This window comes from Bacillus sp. JJ864 (genome assembly GCF_036963045.1).
Classification (GTDB): domain Bacteria; phylum Bacillota; class Bacilli; order Bacillales; family Bacillaceae_G; genus Bacillus_A; species Bacillus_A pseudomycoides_C.
Map to the genome: position 1 here is coordinate 16,268 of NZ_JBALLY010000002.1, position 20,224 is coordinate 36,491.

21 protein-coding genes are annotated in these 20,224 nt (G+C 37.5%); 18 read left to right on the top strand and 3 right to left on the bottom strand.

The window, feature by feature from the left end:
* Nucleotide 1: 1 nt before the first annotated feature.
* From yqeH to V7024_RS00620, 7 genes are all read left to right on the top strand, one after another.
* Nucleotides 2-1,108: a ribosome biogenesis GTPase YqeH gene (gene yqeH / locus V7024_RS00590; RefSeq protein WP_335514212.1), complete on the top strand. Its 1,107-nt coding sequence runs from the start codon at nt 2-4 to the stop codon at nt 1,106-1,108.
* Between the two features lie 14 nt (nt 1,109-1,122).
* Entirely contained in the window at nt 1,123-1,956 is an 834-nt protein-coding gene (gene aroE, locus V7024_RS00595; RefSeq protein ID WP_335514214.1) for a shikimate dehydrogenase, read from the top strand.
* A gap of 4 nt (nt 1,957-1,960) precedes the next feature.
* On the top strand, nt 1,961-2,260 hold the full coding sequence (gene yhbY / locus V7024_RS00600) for a ribosome assembly RNA-binding protein YhbY (protein ID WP_335514217.1): 300 nt from the start codon (nt 1,961-1,963) through the stop codon (nt 2,258-2,260).
* A 103-nt stretch (nt 2,261-2,363) separates the two neighbouring features.
* A complete protein-coding gene (locus tag V7024_RS00605) occupies nt 2,364-2,933 on the top strand; it encodes a nicotinate-nucleotide adenylyltransferase (RefSeq protein WP_335514220.1) in 570 nt (189 codons plus the stop codon).
* Nucleotides 2,923-3,492 (top strand): bis(5'-nucleosyl)-tetraphosphatase (symmetrical) YqeK, encoded by a 570-nt coding sequence (yqeK, locus tag V7024_RS00610; protein WP_335514223.1) that lies wholly within the window; start codon nt 2,923-2,925, stop codon nt 3,490-3,492. The genes V7024_RS00605 and yqeK overlap by 11 nt, the downstream gene beginning before the upstream one ends.
* The gene (gene rsfS / locus V7024_RS00615; RefSeq protein ID WP_098915020.1) at nt 3,489-3,845 is read left to right on the top strand and encodes a ribosome silencing factor; all 357 of its coding nucleotides are present in this window, start codon (nt 3,489-3,491) and stop codon (nt 3,843-3,845) included. The genes yqeK and rsfS overlap by 4 nt, the downstream gene beginning before the upstream one ends.
* Complete coding sequence (locus V7024_RS00620; RefSeq protein WP_335514229.1) at nt 3,842-4,591, top strand: class I SAM-dependent DNA methyltransferase; 750 nt, start codon at nt 3,842-3,844, stop codon at nt 4,589-4,591. Before rsfS ends, V7024_RS00620 begins: the two co-directional genes overlap by 4 nt.
* Nucleotides 4,592-4,686: 95 nt before the next feature.
* Here the strand turns inward: V7024_RS00620 and comER are convergent, their stop codons facing one another.
* Complete coding sequence (gene comER / locus V7024_RS00625) at nt 4,687-5,511, bottom strand: late competence protein ComER (protein WP_335514232.1); 825 nt, start codon at nt 5,509-5,511, stop codon at nt 4,687-4,689.
* Nucleotides 5,512-5,593: 82 nt separating this feature from the next.
* Between comER and V7024_RS00630 the strand changes: the two genes are divergently transcribed.
* From V7024_RS00630 to V7024_RS00640, 3 genes are all read left to right on the top strand, one after another.
* Complete coding sequence (locus tag V7024_RS00630) at nt 5,594-6,187, top strand: helix-hairpin-helix domain-containing protein (protein ID WP_335514455.1); 594 nt, start codon at nt 5,594-5,596, stop codon at nt 6,185-6,187.
* Nucleotides 6,188-6,255: 68 nt separating this feature from the next.
* Nucleotides 6,256-6,813: a ComE operon protein 2 gene (locus V7024_RS00635; protein WP_335514235.1), complete on the top strand. Its 558-nt coding sequence runs from the start codon at nt 6,256-6,258 to the stop codon at nt 6,811-6,813.
* 19 nt (nt 6,814-6,832) lie between these two features.
* Nucleotides 6,833-9,190 carry a DNA internalization-related competence protein ComEC/Rec2 gene (locus V7024_RS00640; protein WP_335514237.1) on the top strand — a complete coding sequence of 786 codons (2,358 nt, stop codon included), beginning with the start codon at nt 6,833-6,835 and terminating at the stop codon, nt 9,188-9,190.
* On the opposite strand, the gene V7024_RS00645 is transcribed toward V7024_RS00640, so the two are convergent.
* Nucleotides 9,177-9,311: a YqzM family protein gene (locus V7024_RS00645; protein ID WP_020062228.1), complete on the bottom strand. Its 135-nt coding sequence runs from the start codon at nt 9,309-9,311 to the stop codon at nt 9,177-9,179. The two genes, V7024_RS00640 and V7024_RS00645, sit on opposite strands and share 14 nt — an antisense overlap.
* A 415-nt stretch (nt 9,312-9,726) precedes the next feature.
* On the opposite strand from V7024_RS00645, the gene holA reads away from it, so the two are divergent.
* Entirely contained in the window at nt 9,727-10,740 is a 1,014-nt protein-coding gene (holA, locus tag V7024_RS00650; protein ID WP_335514240.1) for a DNA polymerase III subunit delta, read from the top strand.
* 84 nt (nt 10,741-10,824) lie between these two features.
* Here the strand turns inward: holA and rpsT are convergent, their stop codons facing one another.
* Complete coding sequence (gene rpsT, locus V7024_RS00655) at nt 10,825-11,082, bottom strand: 30S ribosomal protein S20 (protein WP_020062230.1); 258 nt, start codon at nt 11,080-11,082, stop codon at nt 10,825-10,827.
* A gap of 182 nt (nt 11,083-11,264) precedes the next feature.
* Between rpsT and gpr the strand changes: the two genes are divergently transcribed.
* From gpr to dnaK, 7 genes are all read left to right on the top strand, one after another.
* Complete coding sequence (gene gpr / locus V7024_RS00660; RefSeq protein ID WP_335514243.1) at nt 11,265-12,368, top strand: GPR endopeptidase; 1,104 nt, start codon at nt 11,265-11,267, stop codon at nt 12,366-12,368.
* Nucleotides 12,369-12,389: 21 nt separating this feature from the next.
* A complete protein-coding gene (locus V7024_RS00665; RefSeq protein WP_335514246.1) occupies nt 12,390-12,731 on the top strand; it encodes a DUF3679 domain-containing protein in 342 nt (113 codons plus the stop codon).
* 209 nt (nt 12,732-12,940) lie between these two features.
* On the top strand, nt 12,941-14,764 hold the full coding sequence (gene lepA / locus V7024_RS00670; protein ID WP_335514249.1) for an elongation factor 4: 1,824 nt from the start codon (nt 12,941-12,943) through the stop codon (nt 14,762-14,764).
* A 227-nt stretch (nt 14,765-14,991) separates the two neighbouring features.
* A complete protein-coding gene (gene hemW, locus V7024_RS00675) occupies nt 14,992-16,131 on the top strand; it encodes a radical SAM family heme chaperone HemW (protein WP_335514251.1) in 1,140 nt (379 codons plus the stop codon).
* A gap of 426 nt (nt 16,132-16,557) precedes the next feature.
* Nucleotides 16,558-17,589: a heat-inducible transcriptional repressor HrcA gene (hrcA, locus tag V7024_RS00680; RefSeq protein ID WP_335514256.1), complete on the top strand. Its 1,032-nt coding sequence runs from the start codon at nt 16,558-16,560 to the stop codon at nt 17,587-17,589.
* A gap of 123 nt (nt 17,590-17,712) precedes the next feature.
* Nucleotides 17,713-18,285: a nucleotide exchange factor GrpE gene (grpE, locus tag V7024_RS00685; RefSeq protein WP_335514259.1), complete on the top strand. Its 573-nt coding sequence runs from the start codon at nt 17,713-17,715 to the stop codon at nt 18,283-18,285.
* Between the two features lie 25 nt (nt 18,286-18,310).
* A complete protein-coding gene (gene dnaK / locus V7024_RS00690; RefSeq protein WP_098914982.1) occupies nt 18,311-20,146 on the top strand; it encodes a chaperone protein DnaK in 1,836 nt (611 codons plus the stop codon).
* Nucleotides 20,147-20,224 lie beyond the last annotated feature (78 nt).

The following is a 20,224-nucleotide window of genomic DNA, read 5'->3' on the forward strand; positions in this document are numbered from 1 at the left end:
CTTGACTGAGACGTTTAAATGTATTGGATGCGGCGTTGCAATCCAAACGGAAAATAAAAATGAAGTTGGTTATGCACCAGCTTCTTCATTAGAGAAAGAGCATATCATTTGTCAGCGTTGTTTTCGCTTAAAGCATTACAATGAAATTCAAGATGTGTCATTAACAGATGATGATTTTTTACGCATTTTAAATGGAATTGGACAATCAGATGCATTAGTTGTTAAGATTGTTGATATTTTTGACTTTAGTGGAAGCTGGCTTCCTGGTCTGCATCGCTTTGTTGGAAATAATAAAGTACTTCTTGTCGGGAACAAAGCAGATTTAATTCCAAAATCAGTAAAGAATGAAAAGCTTACACATTGGATGCGCTATAGTGCAAAACAACTTGGTTTAAAGCCAGAAGAGGTTTTCTTAATTAGTGCAGCAAAAGGCCAAGGTATTGAAGAGCTTGCAAGTGCAATTGAACAATATCGTGACGGAAAAGATGTGTATGTTGTTGGATGTACAAATGTTGGGAAATCAACGTTTATTAACCGTATTATTAAAACGTTTAGCGAGGAAACGGAAAATGTCATTACGACATCACATTTCCCGGGTACAACGCTAGATTTAATTGATATTCCGCTTGATGAAAATTCATCTTTATATGATACACCAGGTATTATTAATCATCATCAAATGGCGCATTACGTTGGGAAACAAAGTTTAAAAATAATTACGCCAACAAAAGAAATTAAGCCGATGATCTTTCAATTGAATGAAGAACAAACGTTATTCTTCGGTGGACTAGCACGATTTGATTATATAAGTGGTGGTCGTCGTTCGTTTACTTGTCATTTATCCAATCGTCTTACGATTCATCGTACGAAGCTTGAAAAAGCAGATGCATTGTATGAAAAGCATGCCGGAGAATTATTAAATCCGCCAACACCAGAAGAACTTGAAAACATGCCTGAGCTTGTAAAGTATGAGTTTACCATTCATGAACCGAAAACAGATGTTGTATTTTCAGGTTTAGGATGGGTAACAGTGAATGAAGCTGGTGCAAAAATTGCAGCGCATGTACCAAAAGGAGTTAGTGTTTCATTACGTAAATCTTTAATTTAAAGTGGTGAGGACTTGTGAAACAATTATATGGCGTAATTGGAAATCCAATTGGACATTCCTTATCACCGCTTATGCATAATGATGCATTTGCCCAGTTAGAGCTGGATGCACATTATCATGCTTTTCTCGTTCAAGAGAGTGAATTAAGCGAAGCGGTGAAAGGGTTGAAGGCACTTGGAGTTGTTGGATTTAATGTGACAACGCCGCACAAGGTTTCGATTATGCAGCATTTAGAAGAAATTGATCCTTTGGCAGAACAAATCGGTGCGGTAAATACAGTGCTTCATAAAGAAGGAAAATTAATTGGCTATAATACAGATGGAATAGGGTATGTTCGTTCATTGCAATCTATTAGTAAAGAGCTATTGACGAACAAACGTATTTTACTGCTCGGAGCCGGCGGTGCGTGCCGTGCAATTTATTATTCACTTGCAGATGCTGGTGTGAAAGAGATTGACATTGCAAATCGTACAGTAGAGAAAGCAGAGCAGCTTATTGCAGAATGTAGAAGTGAAGTCGTGTCTTTGGCGCTTTCCTTAGAAGAAGCAACAGAGAAACAAGCATTGTATGATATTATCATCCATACAACGACAGTAGGGATGCATCCTCGTGTAGAAGATACACCGCTACGCATTCGAGATTTGAAAAAAGGAAGCATTGTATCTGATATTATTTATAATCCGTTTGAAACGAAGTTGTTGCAAGACGCGAAAGCGCACGGGGCGATTGTGCAAAATGGCATTGATATGTTTGTTTTTCAAGGTGCACTTGCATTTGAAATTTGGACGGGACGTTTGCCGAATATAGAACGAATGAAACAAATAGTAATGAAAAAGCTTGGAGGCTAAATATATGTTAACAGGAAAACAAAAACGATTTTTACGTGCAGAGGCGCATCATTTAACGCCAATTTTTCAAGTTGGTAAAGGCGGCGTAAATGAAAATATGGTAAAACAAATTGCAGAAGCGCTAGAAGTACGCGAGTTGATCAAGGTTAGCGTACTGCAAAACTGCGAATTTGATCGCCATGAAGTAGCAGAAGAGGTTTCACAAGGTGCAAAGGCTGAACTTGTACAGGTTATCGGAAGTACAATCGTTTTATATAAAGAATCAAAAGAAAATAAACGCATTGTGTTACCAAAAACAAAGTAACGATTTCTAAAAGTTAGTTGAACCAATCGAGTTCGTATAGGTGCCTCGTTTTGTCATAAATGAGAACTATCACCTATAAGGACAAGGTAAAGGGGCGTTTTCTTTGAAGAAAATCGGAATTATTGGCGGGACATTTGACCCGCCTCATAATGGACATTTGTTAATTGCAAATGAAGTGTATGATACATTGGAGCTTGATGAGGTTTGGTTTCTACCAAATCAAATTCCCCCTCATAAACGAGACAAGGACGTTTCAAGTGTACGTAATCGTTTAGAAATGATTCATTTAGCAATTGAACAAGACATGCATTTCTCTATTTGTTTAGCGGAACTGGAACGAGAAGGTCCGTCTTATACATATGACACTATGTTACAATTGACAAAGGAGTATCCAGACGTTCAATTTTATTTTATTATTGGCGGGGATATGGTGGAGTATTTACCAAAATGGTATAACATCGATGAATTGTTAAAGCTTGTTACGTTTGTCGGAGTTGCTCGTCCTGGTTATACACTTTCTACGCCTTATGACATTGTAACGGTAGAAATTCCGGAATTTGCTGTCTCTTCTTCGCTTCTTCGCGAACGTTTAACAAAGAAGAAGACATGCAAATATTTGCTCCCTAAAGGGGTACAGGAATACATTGAGAGGAATGGGCTATATGGATCGTAAACGAGCGCTTGAAATTGTGAAACAACAAATGCATGAAAAGCGTTATATTCATACAATTGGTGTTATGGAAACGGCTATTGAACTTGCAAAGCAATATGGTGTTGATGAAAAAAAGGCGGAAATGGCAGCAATTTTTCACGATTATGCAAAGTGTAGACCGATTTCAGAAATGGCAGAGATTATTAAGCGAGAACATTTGCCAAAAGATTTATTGCTTTATAATAAAGAATTATGGCATGCGCCGGTCGGGGCATATTTAGTAGAACAAGAAGTCGGTATTACAGATGCTGATATACTACAAGCTATTACGTATCATACGAGTGGACATGAACAGATGACGATGCTTGATAAAGTGATTTACGTGGCGGATTATATTGAGCCTGGTCGTAAGTTTCCAGGCGTTGAAGAAGCACGGAAGTTAGCGCGAGAAGATCTCAATCAAGCGTTATTGTATGCTTTAAAGCATACGATACAATTTTTAATGGAAAAGAATCAAACGATTTATCCATTAACATTTCAAACGTATAATGCAGTCATTAAGGAGGACCTTACGAAATGAAGGATAGAGAATTATTAATATTGGCAGCGCGAGCAGCTGATGATAAAAGAGCAGAAGATATTGTTGTGTTGAATATGCAAGGGATTTCCCCGCTTGCTGATTATTTTGTAATTTGTCATGGTAACTCGGATAAACAAGTGCAAGCAATTTCTCGTGAAATTAAAGAACAAGCACATGAAGTACAAGTCGATGTAAAACGCATGGAAGGCTTTGAAGAAGCACGTTGGGTATTAGTTGACCTTGGTGATGTTGTTGTACACGTATTCCATAAAGATGAGCGTGATTATTATAATTTAGAACGTCTTTGGGGCGATGTACCGCGCGAAGATGTTACAGAAGAGTTAGGTCAATGAGATACGAACAATTTGCATTGTTATACGATGAGCTAATGAATGATGTCCCATATGAAAAATGGGTGGAATTTACGGAACAGAGCTTGGAGCAAATTGGTAAAACAGATGCGAAAATTCTTGATGTTGCTTGCGGAACAGGGAATGTTACGTTACCGCTTGTACAAAAAGGATACGATGTAACAGGAGTAGATTTATCAGAAGAAATGTTAACAATTGCTCAGCAAAAGTTAGGTGAAGAAGGGGAATTTATTCCTTTTTATCAACAAGATATGCGTGAGTTAGATGTTCCAGGCGAGTTCGATTGTGTAACAATTTTTTGCGATTCTTTAAATTATGTACTAGAAGAAGAGGGCATCCAAGAGACATTCCGACGTGTGTATCATCATTTGCGCCCAGATGGTTTGTTTTTGTTTGATGTGCACTCTCTTTATAAAATTCATCACGTATTTCAAAATGAAACGTATACAATGAATGAAGATGAAATCTCTCTCATTTGGAACTGTTTCCTAGGTGAAGAGCCGAACAGTGTAGAGCATGATTTGACATTTTTTGTACGAGATGAAGAAGAGGAAGTGTATCATCGGTTTGATGAATTGCATATGCAGCGTACATATCCTGTTGAAGAACTGACGAAGTGGCTAGAAAAATCTGGTTTTACTGTTCTTCGTGTAACAGGAGACTTCGAAAGAATGGAAGTCACAGAACAAACAGAGCGAATCTTCTTTGTCGCTACAAAAAATGCATAATAAAAAAGCAACCATTCTCGGTTGCTTTTTTATTAGATAGCAAAAAATAAAATATTTTATGAAGGAATATAGTTGTTTTTGTCGTAAAAGATATATTAATGTTTATTAAATTGCTGTTCTATGTGCTCTACATCTTCTTCGTACTTTTCATGTGTTCGTTTTAACACCTTGTTAAACAAATCTCCAAGATGTTCTTCTAAAACACGAATCCCTTCTCCTGTTATACCTCCTTTTACGCAAACTTTCTCCTGTAAAGTTGGCAAGGTGAAAATTTGCTTCTCTAGCAGTTTTCCCATTCCAATAATCATTTCACTCGTTAAAATAGTAGCTTCTTCACGTGTAATATTTGTTTCCTCGACAGATGCGTCAATAAAACGTTGTAATAAGTAGCTGAAAAATGCCGGGCCGCAGCTTGCGATATCGGATGCTACTCTTGTGATATTCTCTTCAATGATGATAGGTTTAGAGATTTTTTGAAACAAGTTCAATATACGTCTTTGCCATTCTTGTGAGCAGTTTTTCCCAAATGTGCATAGAGAGCCCCCGGCTAAGGCGCGATTTGTAATACTTGGAATAACACGAGCAACGTGACAAGATACGATTGTTTCTAATTGTCCGGTAGATATGGGACTTGTAATAGAGATCAGACATTTATCGTTGGTAAGAATTGAAGCATGCTTTGTCAAAATAGGATGTATGTCTAATGGTTTTACACAAATAAAAATTAGCTCAGAGCGTTCGATTACTTCTTGGATTGTTTTTGCTATATGAATAGAAGGATACTTCTCTTTTATATGATATGCTTTTGCGAAAGTACGATTAATGATAGTAAGACACGAAGGTTTGACAGCGCGGGCTTCGATACATGCGTCAATAAGTATATTCCCCATATTTCCTGTTCCTATTATTCCTATGTTCAATGTTTCATCCCCTCCTTCGTAACATCTTTCTCCTAAACAATATGAAGTTTATTTTGAATTTATGAATTAGAGGTGCAAAATGATGATGATGAATTTGCCGAGAAAGTGGTTAGTTTTGTTTGCAGCAATTGGTGTTGTCAGTATTTTATTTGTATGGCAAACAAAAGGTGAACAAGGACAATCGGCAGTGAAAGTGGAAGCGAACGCGAAGATAGAAGAAAGAAAGGAGAAAACAAAGGTAACAGAATCTAAATTGCCATCAAAAACGATTATCGTTGATACGAAAGGAGCTGTGCATCGTGAAGGGGTATATGAGTTGCAAAGCGGAGCACGGGTGAAAGATGCTGTTGAAAAGGCAGGAGGATTTTTACCGGAAGCAGATGTAACAAAAGTAAATTTAGCGCAGCTTGTACAAGATCAAATGATGATTTATGTGCCGAAAAAAGGAGAAGCCGCTGCGAATGGATCGCCTGTGTCAGAAGGGAAAATACAAATAAACACAGCAACAAAGGAGCAGCTTGAAAAAATATCTGGCATTGGTCCTAGGAAAGCAGAAAATATTATCAAGTATCGCGAGCAGCACGGTCCCTTTCAAAAAGTAGAAGATTTATTAGAAATCGATGGAATTGGTGAAAAATCACTGGGAAAAATTAAAGATGAAATAATTGTTCCTTAAATAAATCATTGACGACTTTTTTCTTCTTTCGCTACACTATAAGAAGATTTCAAAAGAAGGTGAAGATAATGGAACGAGTTTCTTGGGATCAATATTTTATGACACAAAGTCATTTATTATCACTTCGCAGCACGTGTACAAGGCTTGCCGTTGGCGCGACAATTGTGCGTGATAAACGTATTATTGCTGGTGGTTATAATGGATCGATTGCTGGCGGTGTGCATTGTATAGATGAAGGCTGCTATGTGATTGATAATCATTGTGTGCGTACAATTCATGCCGAAATGAATGCGCTGCTGCAATGTGCGAAATTTGGTGCGAAAACAGATGGTGCGGAAATTTATGTTACCCATTTTCCGTGTTTGCATTGCTGTAAAGCGATTATTCAAAGTGGTATTACAGCCGTGTATTACGCACAAGATTATAAAAATCATCCGTATGCACTTGAGTTATTTGCACAAGCAAATGTAAGAGTAAAACATGTTCCTCTTGCATTTGACGTAACAACATTAGAAGAACAACAGAAAATGCGGGAGCTAAAACAGTTTGTATCTTCGTTACAAACGGATGAAATGACGTTAGAACAGTTGCAACAAGTATTACAACAAGTAAAAAATATGGTATAAACCGTGAGGTGAGTACGTGTTGTGCGGGCAATGGAGCTACGTTGCAATCTCAGCTATCTTTGGGATTGCAACAGCTTATTCCTCTTTTTCTATCGTTCCTTTTCTTATATTTGGTTGTTATTGTGTAGTTTGTATTTCGCGTATCTCTTTTCCTCTATTCTCCTTGATTATCCTCGCGTTTGGCCTTACCTATGTATACGCAATCTATGTAGATGCGCAAAATCATTCTATGCTCTCTTTTCGAGAAACAGACGTAATAGGTACAATTCAAAGTACGCCGATTATAAATGGAAATCGTCTTTCTTTCCAGTTGCAAATGAATGATGACGAAACGGTCCAGTTGTTTTACAAAATCCCTTCTCGTGAATTAAAAGAAAAATTGAAGCAGTTAACACCTGGTATGGTGTGTACGTTTACTGGAACGTTGAAAGAACCACCATCTCCTCGTAATTTTTATGCGTTTGATTATAAGGATTATTTATATAAACAGCATATTCATGCTCTTTTTGAAGTGGAATCAATTTCGAATTGTGTGCAAAAAGATATTTCATTTGTTCATTGGTTATTTTCGATGCGACAAGCAGCTGTTTCTTATATAGGAGAGACTTTTTCGGGGCAGTCAGCAGCTTTTATGAATGCTTTATTGTTTGGTGATCGTCAATATATGGCGTTTGAAGTTGAAGAACAGTATCAACAGTTTGGACTTGTTCATTTATTAGCAATATCAGGATCGCACATTGTTTTGTTAACTGCAATATGTTATTTTGTATCACTTCGAATTGGTATGACGCGTGAAAGCGCAACGATGCTTCTGCTTGTTTGTGTTCCGTTATATATGTTTTGTGCAGGGGCTTCACCATCTGTTGTTCGGGCATCTATAGCAGCTGTTATTGTATTTGTAGCCCTTACGCGAGCAGTGCGAGTGTCTGGGATGGATGCTTTAAGTATGACATTAATAATCATGCTTTTTTATAATCCGTATGTATTATTTGATATCGGGTTTCAGTTTTCATTTGTTGGAAGTTTTTCTCTTTTATTGTCTTCATCACGTCTGTTAGCGAATGAAAATGGTATAGTGAAAAATTCTATATATCTTTCCGTTATTTCTCAATTGACGAGTACACCTATTTTGCTTTATCACTTCGGCTATCTTTCTCCTTACAGTATCATTCTTAATATAATTTATGTCCCGTTTTTATCTTTACTGGTTTTACCGGTGTGTATAGTCATTCTTGTATGTCTTATATGTCTTCCCATTGTGTCTCAATGGTTAGCGGATCTGTTGTCCTTATGTATACATGTTTCAAATGTCATACTTCAAATGTGCGAGGCTTTACCGTTTGTACGTCTTACCTTTGGACAAACCCAGCCATTTCTCGTTGTTTTATATTGTATAAGTATTGTAACTGTTCTTTTATCATGGGAAGGGCTTATATGGAGAAAATATCGCCTATTGTTTCTATCGATGTTTCTCCTCCTTAGTACATGCCACTATGCATTTCCATATGTAAATGCAAACGGAAGTGTTACTTATATTGACGTCGGACAAGGGGACGCCATTTTGATTCGCCTTCCATACAATCAAGGGACGTATTTAATTGATACTGGCGGAACACTTCCGGTAAAGAAAGAAGAATGGCAGCAGAAAAAACATGAATTTTCTGTTGGACATGATATTCTCGTTCCTTTTTTACAAAAAGAGGGTGTACGGATGATTGATAAATTAATTGTGACACATGGAGATATGGATCATATGGGAGCAGCGCAAGAGGTAATGCAATCTATTGCGGTGAAAGAAGTTGTCTTAGGAAAGAAGATAAAATTCTCCTTGCTTGAACAACAAATACAGCAGCTTGCTATGCAAAAGAATGTGTCCGTTCGAATTGTAGAAAAGGGAGATAGCTGGAAGGCAGGAGAGACGGTGTTTTCAGTATTATCACCAGAAGGAGAAGAAAAAGAAGATAATAATCAATCTATTGTACTTTGGACAAAAATAGGGGGATTAACATGGTTGTTTACGGGCGATCTAGAAGAAGCTGGTGAGAATCGCTTCATACAAAGGTATCCAGAGCTGCATGCAGACGTTTTAAAGGTTGGGCATCACGGAAGTAAAACGTCATCTTCAGGGCAGTTTTTAGATGCTGTTCAGCCGAAAAAAGCCATTATTTCTGTTGGAGAGAACAATCGTTATGGACATCCGTATATTGAAGTATTAGAGCGTTTAAAGGAGCGTGGAATTGAGGTGTGGAGAACCGATGAACAAGGGGCAATTTCTTACGTTTTTCGAGGAGAGGCGGGAACATTTCACAGCAAGTTAACATATGATGAAACACAGAAAAAAAGAAGACTGCCACATGCAGTCTTTAAGAACCAATAAATTTAACGACTGTTGCGATGATAAATAAAGTGGTAAAAAATCCGAATGAAACGATAAAGCCTACCCCTGAGTCGACAGCGTCATTACGCTTACTTTGAACGTTTTTTTCAAATTCATTCATCTTTGAATCCCTCCCAACATTCCACTTTAGTATAAAATATTGTCAGAAAAAAATCTACAATTTATCATGTTATTCGTGGTCCGTAATTTCATTATTGACGAAAAATTCACAATATTTAGATTTAGTGGTTAGTAAAGTCTCTTTTCAAGATTTTGAGCGGTGGGATAACTGCCGTTTAAAGCTCGATTGGTTCAAAGCTTTTCCAAGTGTGCTAACAGTTGTCATTCATAGCTCGTAAGGTAGGTGCAAACAATAAAATCAAGGTGGTCACCGTTACGAAATAAGATTCCCGGGGCTTATTTTGTAACGTTTTATATAGATCAAGGAACGGGTAGCTGCCTGTTCCTTTGGACTTGTAAAACGGCAGTTGTCACATTACTATAAGTATATAAAGTGTTAGGGAGTAGGAAATTACATGAGTGATATACATAAAAAAATAAAGAAAAAGCAATTTGCTTCGTTATACTTGTTATATGGAACAGAGGCGTATTTTATAAATGAAACACTTCGGCTTTTGACATCAGAAGCGTTAGCTGAAGAGGATCGAGAGTTCAATGTTGTTACGTATGACATGGAAGAAGCATACATAGAGGAAGTTGTTGAGGATGCAAGGACGCTTCCTTTTTTTGGAGAACGTAAAATTATCGTTGTAAAATCACCGTTGTTTTTAACATCGCAAAAAGCAAAAATTGAGCAAAACGTTAAAGTGCTAGAAGAATATATTGCTGAACCTTCACCATTTTCTATCCTTGTGTTTATTGCTCCTTTTGAAAAATTGGACGAGCGTAAAAAAGTTACGAAGCTCTTGAAAAAAACAGCGGATGTAGTAGAAGCAAATACTATGCAAGTGCAAGATGTACGTAAATGGATTATAAGCCGCACGGAAGAAATGCATATTCAAATAGAAGAAGCGGCAGTTAGTTTATTGTTAGAGCTTGTTGGAAGCAATGTAACCATGCTTGCTAAGGAAATGGATAAACTGACATTATATGTGGGAGCAGGCGGTGAAATTACGGCAAAGCTTGTCGCAGAACTCGTTCCAAAGTCTGTTGAACAAAATGTATTTTCTTTAACAGAAAAGGTAGTGAAAAAAGATATAGCAGGTGCGATGCGCATTTTAGAAGGGCTATTCACACAACAAGAAGAGCCGATTAAATTGCTTGCGCTTCTTGTGAGTCAATTTCGTTTATTATATCAAGTGAAAGAACTTCAGCAGCGCGGGTATGGGCAAAATCAAATTGCATCGCACATCGGTGTACATCCATATCGTGTAAAGTTGGCTATGAATCAAACAAATTCTTTCTCGTTTGAAGCGTTAAAACGAGTGATTCACGAACTTGCTGAGGCAGATTATAATATGAAGACAGGAAGAATGGATAAACGTCTTGTACTAGAATTTTTTCTCATGCGTTTAAATCATATTGGATAGTGGAAAAATGTTCATGTAGACAACTACATGAACATTTTTTTAGGAAAATAAAAAACGACCCGAATGGATCGTTTTTTTAAACGCTTACGCGTTTACTTGTTTCGCTAAGCGAGATTTTTGACGAGATGCAACGTTTTGGTGGATAAGACCTTTACGAGCTGCTTTGTCAAGTTTTTTAGAAGCTACTTTGTATGCTTCTTTTGCTGTTTCAAGATCGTTATTGTTAACTAAAGCTTCTACAGTTTTAACAGCTGTACGCATGTCAGACTTGATAGAAGCGTTATGTGCACGACGCTCTTCGCTAAGTTTAGCGCGTTTGATAGCAGATTTAATGTTTGCCATATATTTCACCTCCCTGGTGCGATCGAGTGACTCGATTCTTACATAGAACAAGTGATATTCTATCAAACGAAGAAGAGAATTGCAATAGTGAGAACGATGAAATTTCAATATAGGAAAAGAATGTCTGAAAATAAATTGGGGAATTCTAATGAATATTGATTATAAATAGTGGAGGAGATTGTATGAGCGAACCGCTTGATTTAAGTAAATACGGGATTCGAACAGATCTTGCATTAGAAGCTCACCAAATGCTGCAAGAGAAGCAAGAAGAAAAAACTGCTATTCAAGGTGTAATTGTAAAAGAGCGCGAAGAAGAAGGGATTACAATTACAAAGGTGACGATTGATGAAAGTGCTGTTGAGGCGATGGGAAAGAAATCTGGAAATTATTTAACTTTAGAAGTACAAGGAATTCGTCAGCAAGATACCGCGTTGCAACAAAAAGTAGAAGGGATTTTTGCAAAGGAATTTTCGCACTTTCTAAAAGAAATTGGCATAAGTGAAGAAGCGAGTTGCTTAATTGTTGGTCTTGGTAATTGGAATGTAACGCCGGATGCCTTAGGGCCAATTGTTGTAGAGAATGTCCTTGTTACGCGCCATTTGTTTAAGCTGCAGCCGGAAAGTGTTGAGGAAGGGTTTCGGCCTGTCAGTGCAATTCGACCGGGGGTTATGGGGATTACAGGGATTGAAACGAGCGATATGATTTATGGTGTCATTGAAAAGACAAAACCAGACTTTGTAATTGCGATTGATGCGCTTGCTGCTCGTTCTATTGAACGGGTAAATAGTACCATCCAAATTTCGGATACTGGTATTCACCCAGGCTCTGGTGTTGGGAATAAACGAAAAGAATTGAGTAAAGATACGTTAGGTATACCGGTGATTGCGATTGGCGTTCCGACCGTTGTAGATGCAGTTTCAATTACAAGTGACACAATTGATTTTATTTTAAAGCATTTTGGGCGTGAGATGCGTGAGGGAGGAAAACCATCTCGTTCTTTACTTCCAGCCGGTTTTACATTTGGAGAGAAGAAGAAGCTAACAGAAGAAGATATGCCGGATGAAAAAAGCCGCAATATGTTTTTGGGAGTTGTTGGTATGTTAGAAGAAGAAGAGAAGAGAAAGTTAATTTATGAAGTGCTAGCACCGCTAGGACATAATTTAATGGTAACACCTAAAGAAGTGGATGCGTTTATTGAAGATATGGCGAATCTAATTGCGAGTGGTTTGAACGCAGCTCTTCATCATCAAGTTGATCAAGACAACACAGGGGCATATACGCATTGATTGGAAAAGGAGAAATAAGAAGTGGAGCAGTTTACACGTAAATGCATCATTGTCGTTGTTAGTGCATTTCTTATAACGTTAGCGGGTATACAAGTTGCCAATAGCGGATTGAAACGAATGAAAGGCTATAACGATCCGACATATGAGCAAATTGCTCACATAACAGGAACAAACTACGGGGGTATAGAAAAAGGAATTATTGGAAATGAATTTTCCATTGAAGATAAACAAAAACAACTAGAAGAATTAAAAAGTTTTAATATGTTTGAGAGTATGGGGAAAGGATTGACTTATTTGGTGAAAAATGTCATTTGCAGCATAACATATACCATTGTTGATAAAATAAAAGGTGCATTTCATTAATTTAAAGTGTAAAAAAAGAGCTATCCTACGTACGAGTAGGATAGCTTATTGTATTTTAGGAAAGGTTTGTCTATTGTTTACGAATTGCATATGATAAAAGTAAGAGTACTTGCTTATAACGTAACACCAGTTTTCATTGAATCTTTTTCCTTGTATTGATATAATCAGTGCTAGTGTATATTGGCGAGATTAATAGGAGTGATAAATAGATGAACAAAGAAGAAAGAGCAAAAAGGCAGTCTAAAATTCGTAACTTTTCCATTATTGCTCACATTGATCACGGGAAGTCAACGTTGGCAGACCGTATTTTGGAGAAAACAAATGCGTTAACACAACGCGAGATGAAAGCGCAGTTGCTTGACTCCATGGATTTAGAGCGTGAGCGCGGGATTACAATTAAATTAAATGCAGTACAATTAACGTATAAAGCGAAAGACGGAGAAGAATATATTCTTCACTTAATTGATACACCAGGACACGTCGATTTTACGTATGAAGTATCTCGTAGTTTAGCGGCTTGTGAAGGTGCGATACTTGTTGTAGATGCGGCGCAAGGGATTGAGGCGCAAACATTAGCAAACGTATATTTAGCACTTGATAATAACTTAGAGATTTTACCGGTTATTAACAAAATCGACTTGCCAAGCGCTGACCCAGAGCGTGTTCGCCAAGAGGTAGAAGATGTAATTGGATTAGATGCATCTGAAGCTGTTCTTGCTTCTGCAAAAGCAGGCATTGGTATTGAAGATATTTTAGAGCAAATCGTTGAGAAAGTACCAGCTCCAGCAGGTGATTCGGAAGAACCATTACAATGTATGATCTTCGATTCCTTATATGATCCGTACCGCGGTGTAATCGCATATATTCGTGTCGTAAACGGTACAGTAAAAGTTGGCGATAAAGTACGTATGATGGCAACGGGTAAAGAGTTTGAAGTAACAGAAGTTGGTGTATTTACACCGAAAACAACGCAACGTCAAGAGTTAACAGTAGGTGATGTAGGATTCTTGGCAGCATCTATTAAAAACGTAGGTGATACGCGTGTAGGGGATACGATTACACATGCAAAACGCCCAGCAGCAGAAGCTTTACCAGGGTATCGTAAATTAAATCCAATGGTATTCTGTGGTTTATATCCAATCGATTCTGCACGTTATAATGATTTACGTGATGCATTAGAAAAGCTAGAATTAAATGATTCTGCTCTTGAATTTGAACCAGAAACGTCTCAAGCACTTGGATTTGGTTTCCGCTGTGGATTCTTAGGCTTACTTCATATGGAAATCATTCAAGAACGTATTGAGCGCGAATTTAAAATTGATTTAATTACAACAGCACCAAGTGTTATTTATAAAGTATATTTAACAAACGGTGAAGACATGATAGTTGATAACCCATCTAACATGCCGGATCCACAATCTATTGATCGTGTGGAAGAACCTTATGTAAAAGCATCTATTATGGTTCCAAACGATTATGTTGGCGCAGTTATGGAAATTTGCCAAGGAAAACGTGGTACATTTATTGATATGCAATATTTAGATGAAACACGTGTTACGTTGACATACGAAATCCCACTTTCTGAAATCGTATATGACTTCTTCGATCAATTAAAGTCAAATACAAAAGGATATGCATCTTTTGATTACGAGCTAATTGGCTATAAACCATCTAAGCTTGTGAAGATGGATATTTTATTGAATAATGAGCAAGTTGATGCGTTATCCTTTATTGTGCATCGTGATTCAGCATATGATCGTGGAAAAGTAATTGTAGAAAAATTAAAAGAGTTAATTCCAAGACAACAGTTTGAAGTGCCTATACAGGCGACAATCGGAAATAAAGTTGTGGCACGTTCTACAATTAAAGCGATGCGTAAAAACGTATTAGCAAAATGTTACGGCGGTGACATTTCCCGTAAACGTAAACTTCTTGAAAAACAAAAAGAAGGTAAGAAGCGCATGAAATCTGTTGGTTCTGTAGAAGTACCGCAAGAAGCATTCATGGCTGTACTGAAAATGGATGATAACTAATAAAAAAGAAGCCGTACAAACGGCTTCTTTTTATTTAGGGAGCAGAAATCAAAACATGTAAAGTTTCGGTTAATATTTAGACATCTTTGTATCTCTCCTATACAATAGTGGTGATGCTTTTGATTGTAAGAGGAAGAATGTGAATGGAGAAAGTTCGCATAGGATTACAGAAGTAAATAAACCTCCGAAGTGCGGAGGTTTTCTTTTTAGAAAGGTAGGAACAGAATTTGATACAAGCTGCATATATCCATATTCCGTTTTGTCAGCATATTTGTCACTATTGTGATTTTAATAAAGTGTTTATTGAACGTCAGCCAGTTGAACAATACTTGCAATATTTAGAGAAAGAAATTGTGAATACAATCAACAAAACACCTTTTAAAGAAATGAAAACGATTTTCGTTGGTGGAGGAACGCCAACAGCGCTAAATATGGAACAAACAAAGCAATTGCTAGATATTATTAATCGGCGTTTACGTCCGTTTGCGCCAAGTTGTGAACTGACTTTTGAAGCGAATCCAGGAGATCTACCAAAAGAGAAATTAAATCTTCTACTAGAAGGCGGCGTAAATCGGATTAGTTTTGGTGTGCAAACGTTTCGAGATGAATTACTGAAAAAAATTGGACGCCAGCATACGAGAGAAGATGCGTTTATAGCGATTCGTGAGGCGAAGGAAGTAGGTTTTACAAATATTAATGTCGATTTAATTTATGCACTGCCGGGTCAAACGATAGAAGATGTGCAAGAAACGTTAGAGATTGCATTTACCCTAGGGGTTCAACATTTCTCTGCATATTCTTTAATTGTTGAACCAAAAACAGTCTTTTATAATTTAATGAATAAAGGAAAGTTGAGACTCCCAGGTGAAGATAGTGAAGCTAAAATGTATGAAATTGTGATGGATGAGATGGAAAAGCACGGTTATCAGCAGTATGAAATTAGTAATTTTTCAAAAGAGGGTTATGAAAGTAGACATAACCTCACTTATTGGAATAATGAAGAGTACTATGGTTTCGGAGCTGGCGCTCATAGTTACGTAAATGGCGAGCGAATTCAAAATGTAGGTCCACTAAAACAATATTTTACGAAAATTGATGAGACAGGTCTGCCGTATTTAGACGTTCATACAGTAACAGCGCAAGAAAAAATGGAAGAAGAGTTGTTTTTAGGGCTTCGAAAAACAGCGGGTGTTTCGAAAGTAGAATTTAGTAAAAAATTCGGTGTAGAGATGAACGACATCTTTGCAAAACAATTACGTCACAATAAGCAACATGAATTGCTGCAAGAAACAAATAATCATGTCTGTTTAACAAGAAAAGGGAAGTTATTAGGAAATGAAGTCTTTCAATCATTTTTAGTGGATTAACTTAATATGAGATTTTGCTGTATTCCGTTCTATATATAAGTTAAAAAACCGACATAAAAACCCCTTTCTTTTTAGGGGGGCGAGAGCATCTAGCCAAGCATAGAAACGGTCAGGGCCTTTTCCTACCACATGCAAGGTTTAAAACAGAAGGAGAAAGCAAGTAGCGGTCATGTTGTATTTTGCATAGCAGCAACTTATATGTCGAAAAAATGGATATATATAACAGCAAGTGCAGCAAGGTGAATCAAGAAGAGAGACCGTCTGTAAGAGCCCGATTGGCAGGGCTAATTAGCAGCAAAAAGTCGTGCTGCTAAAAGTTTCGCTGTATCTCATCACGTTTCCGTTGACAATTCAATATCAATTTTGGTAAGTTAGTAATAGATTTAGCACTCGAAACACAAGAGTGCTAACAGAGGTGATGATGAAATGCTTACGGAACGTCAGCTCTTAATTTTACAGACGATAATTGACGATTTTATCGGATCAGCACAACCTGTTGGATCAAGAACATTATCTAAGAAAGAAGAAATTACATTTAGCTCAGCAACAATTCGAAATGAAATGGCTGACTTAGAAGAATTAGGGTTTATTGAAAAAACACATAGTTCTTCAGGGCGCGTTCCTTCTGAAAAAGGGTATCGTTTTTATGTAGATCATCTTCTTGCACCGCAACATTTGCTCAGTGAGGATATTGTACAAATTAAAGACTTGTTCGCTCAAAGGGTTTTTGAAGCAGAAAAGCTTGCGCAGCAATCCGCGCAAATTTTATCAGAAATCACGAATTATACGGCAATTGTTCTTGGGCCAAAAGTAAGTGCGAATAAGTTGAGAAATGTACAAATTCTTCCGCTTGGTCATCAAACAGCGGTTGCAATTATTGTAACTGATACAGGACATGTGCAAAGTAAAACAATCACAGTTCCGGAATCTGTTGATTTGCAAGATTTGGAAAAAATGGTTAACATTTTGAATGATAAGTTGTCTGGTGTACCGATGTCAGAACTGCATAATAAAATCTTTAAAGAAATTGTAATGGTTTTGCGTCAGTACGTTCATAATTATGATAGTGTTATGAAGATGTTAGATGGTACATTCCAATTTCCGTTATCTGAAAAAGTGTATTTTGGTGGAAAAACAAATATGCTTGCGCAGCCAGAATTCCATGATATTCAAAAGGTTCGATCATTATTAAATATGATTGAAAATGAAGATGCCTTTTATGACATCTTAAAGAGTAAACAAATTGGCATTCAAGTGAAAATTGGCCGTGAGAACTCTTCTGCTGCAATGGAAAATTGTAGTTTAATTTCTGCGACATACTCGATTGGAGATGAGCAGCTTGGAACAATTGCGATTTTAGGACCAACAAGAATGCAATATTCTCGTGTCATTAGTTTGTTGCAATTGTTTACAAAACAATTTACGGATGGACTGAACGGTTTGTATAAACCGAAATAATAAGAAACTTTCATTTGGGGCGGGGATCTTCCCTGCTACGGGTGAGTAGTTGAATATAAGAAATTAGGTAGCTGGGTTCGTGCTGATTTATGCCTGCCCTGCCTTTTTAAGGAGGTGAAAGTTGTGGAAGAGCGTAATGAACAAGTGGTAGAAGAAGTAAAAGTAAAAGAAGCGCAAACAGAAGAAGCTGTAGCACTAGAAAATAGCGAAGAAACTGTTGAAGAAAAAAGTGAAGCTGCTCTTTTACAAGAAAAAGTAGATGAATTACAAGCGAAATTGACGGAAACGGAAGGTCGCATGCTTCGTCTACAAGCTGATTTTGAAAACTATAAGCGCCGTGTTCAACTAGAAAAGCAAGCGGCTGAAAAATATAGATCACAAAGCCTTGTGTCAGATATTTTGCCGGCTCTTGATAACTTTGAAAGAGCAATGCAGGTAGAAGCAAATGATGAGCAGATGAAATCCTTATTACAAGGGATGGAAATGGTATATCGTCAGTTGCAAGAAGCATTAGCAAAAGAAGGTGTTGAAGCGATTGAAGCTGTTGGAAATCAGTTTGATCCGCATGAACATCAAGCTGTTATGCAAGTAGAAGACAGTGAATTTGAATCAAATGCGGTTGTGGAAGAATTCCAAAAAGGCTATAAGCTAAAAGATCGTGTGATTCGACCATCAATGGTAAAAGTAAATCAATAATTACATAAATGTAGGAGGTTTTGTCATGAGTAAAATTATCGGTATTGACTTAGGTACAACAAACTCTTGTGTAGCTGTTATGGAAGGCGGAGAGCCAAAAGTTATTCCAAATCCAGAAGGTAACCGTACAACTCCTTCTGTTGTAGCTTTCAAAAATGAAGAGCGTCAAGTAGGGGAAGTAGCGAAGCGTCAAGCAATTACGAACCCAAATACAATCATGTCTGTTAAACGTCATATGGGTACAGACTACAAAGTAGAAGTTGAAGGTAAAAACTACACACCTCAAGAAATTTCTGCAATCATTTTACAAAACTTAAAAGCTTCTGCTGAAGCGTACTTAGGTGAAACAGTAACGAAAGCTGTTATCACAGTACCAGCATACTTCAACGATGCAGAGCGTCAAGCAACAAAAGATGCAGGCCGCATTGCTGGTTTAGAAGTAGAACGTATTATTAACGAACCAACAGCAGCTGCGCTTGCTTACGGTTTAGAAAAACAAGATGAAGAACAAAAAATCTTAGTATATGACTTAGGCGGCGGTACGTTTGACGTATCTATCCTTGAATTAGCAGATGGAACATTTGAAGTTATTTCAACTGCTGGTGACAACCGTCTTGGTGGTGACGACTTTGACCAAGTGATCATTGATCATTTAGTAGCTGAATTCAAAAAAGAAAATAACATTGATTTAAGCCAAGATAAAATGGCACTTCAACGTTTGAAAGATGCAGCTGAAAAAGCGAAAAAAGATCTTTCTGGTGTAACGCAAACACAAATTTCATTACCATTCATTAGTGCTGGAGCTGCTGGTCCATTACACTTAGAATTAACTTTAACAAGAGCGAAATTCGAAGAGCTTTCAGCTAACCTTGTTGAAAGAACATTAGAACCAACTCGTCGTGCGTTAAAAGATGCTGGTCTTTCTCCAAGTGAATTGGATAAAGTTATTCTTGTTGGTGGTTCTACTCGTATCCCAGCGGTACAAGAAGCGATTAAACGTGAAACTGGTAAAGAACCATATAAAGGTGTTAACCCTGATGAAGTTGTAGCATTAGGTGCTGCAGTACAGGGTGGCGTACTTACTGGTGATGTAAAAGGCGTTCTATTATTAGACGTAACTCCACTTTCTTTAGGTATTGAAACTATGGGTGGCGTATTCACAAAATTAATCGAGCGTAACACAACAATTCCAACAAGTAAGTCACAAGTGTTCTCAACTGCTGCTGATAACCAACCTGCAGTAGACATTCACGTATTACAAGGTGAGCGTCCAATGTCAGCTGACAACAAAACATTAGGTCGCTTCCAATTAACAGATATCCCACCAGCACCACGTGGTATTCCACAAATCGAAGTAACATTCGATATTGATGCGAACGGTATCGTAAATGTACGTGCAAAAGACTTAGGAACAAGCAAAGAACAAACAATTACAATTCAATCTTCTTCAGGTCTTTCTGATGAAGAAGTAGATCGTATGGTTCAAGAAGCGGAAGCAAATGCTGATGCTGACCAAAAGCGTAAGGAAGAAGTGGAACTTCGTAATGAAGCTGATCAACTTGTTTTCCAAACAGATAAAGTTGTAAAAGACTTAGAAGGCAAAGTAGATGCAGCTGAAGTAGCGAAAGCAACAGAAGCAAAAGATGCATTACAAGCGGCAATCGAGAAAAATGATCTTGATGAAATCCGTGCGAAAAAAGATGCACTTCAAGAAATCGTACAACAATTAACTGTAAAATTATATGAACAAGCTCAAGCTGCTGCAGGGGCACAGCAAGCAGAAGGCGCACAAGGCAATGCAGGCGCAAAAAACGATAATGTAGTAGACGCTGAGTTTGAAGAAGTAAAAGAAGATAAATAATCAAATAAGTAAGATGACAAAAAGTCAAAGTCAAGCGTGCCTTGGCTTTGGCTTTTTTCACGAGTGAAGAAAAGACTG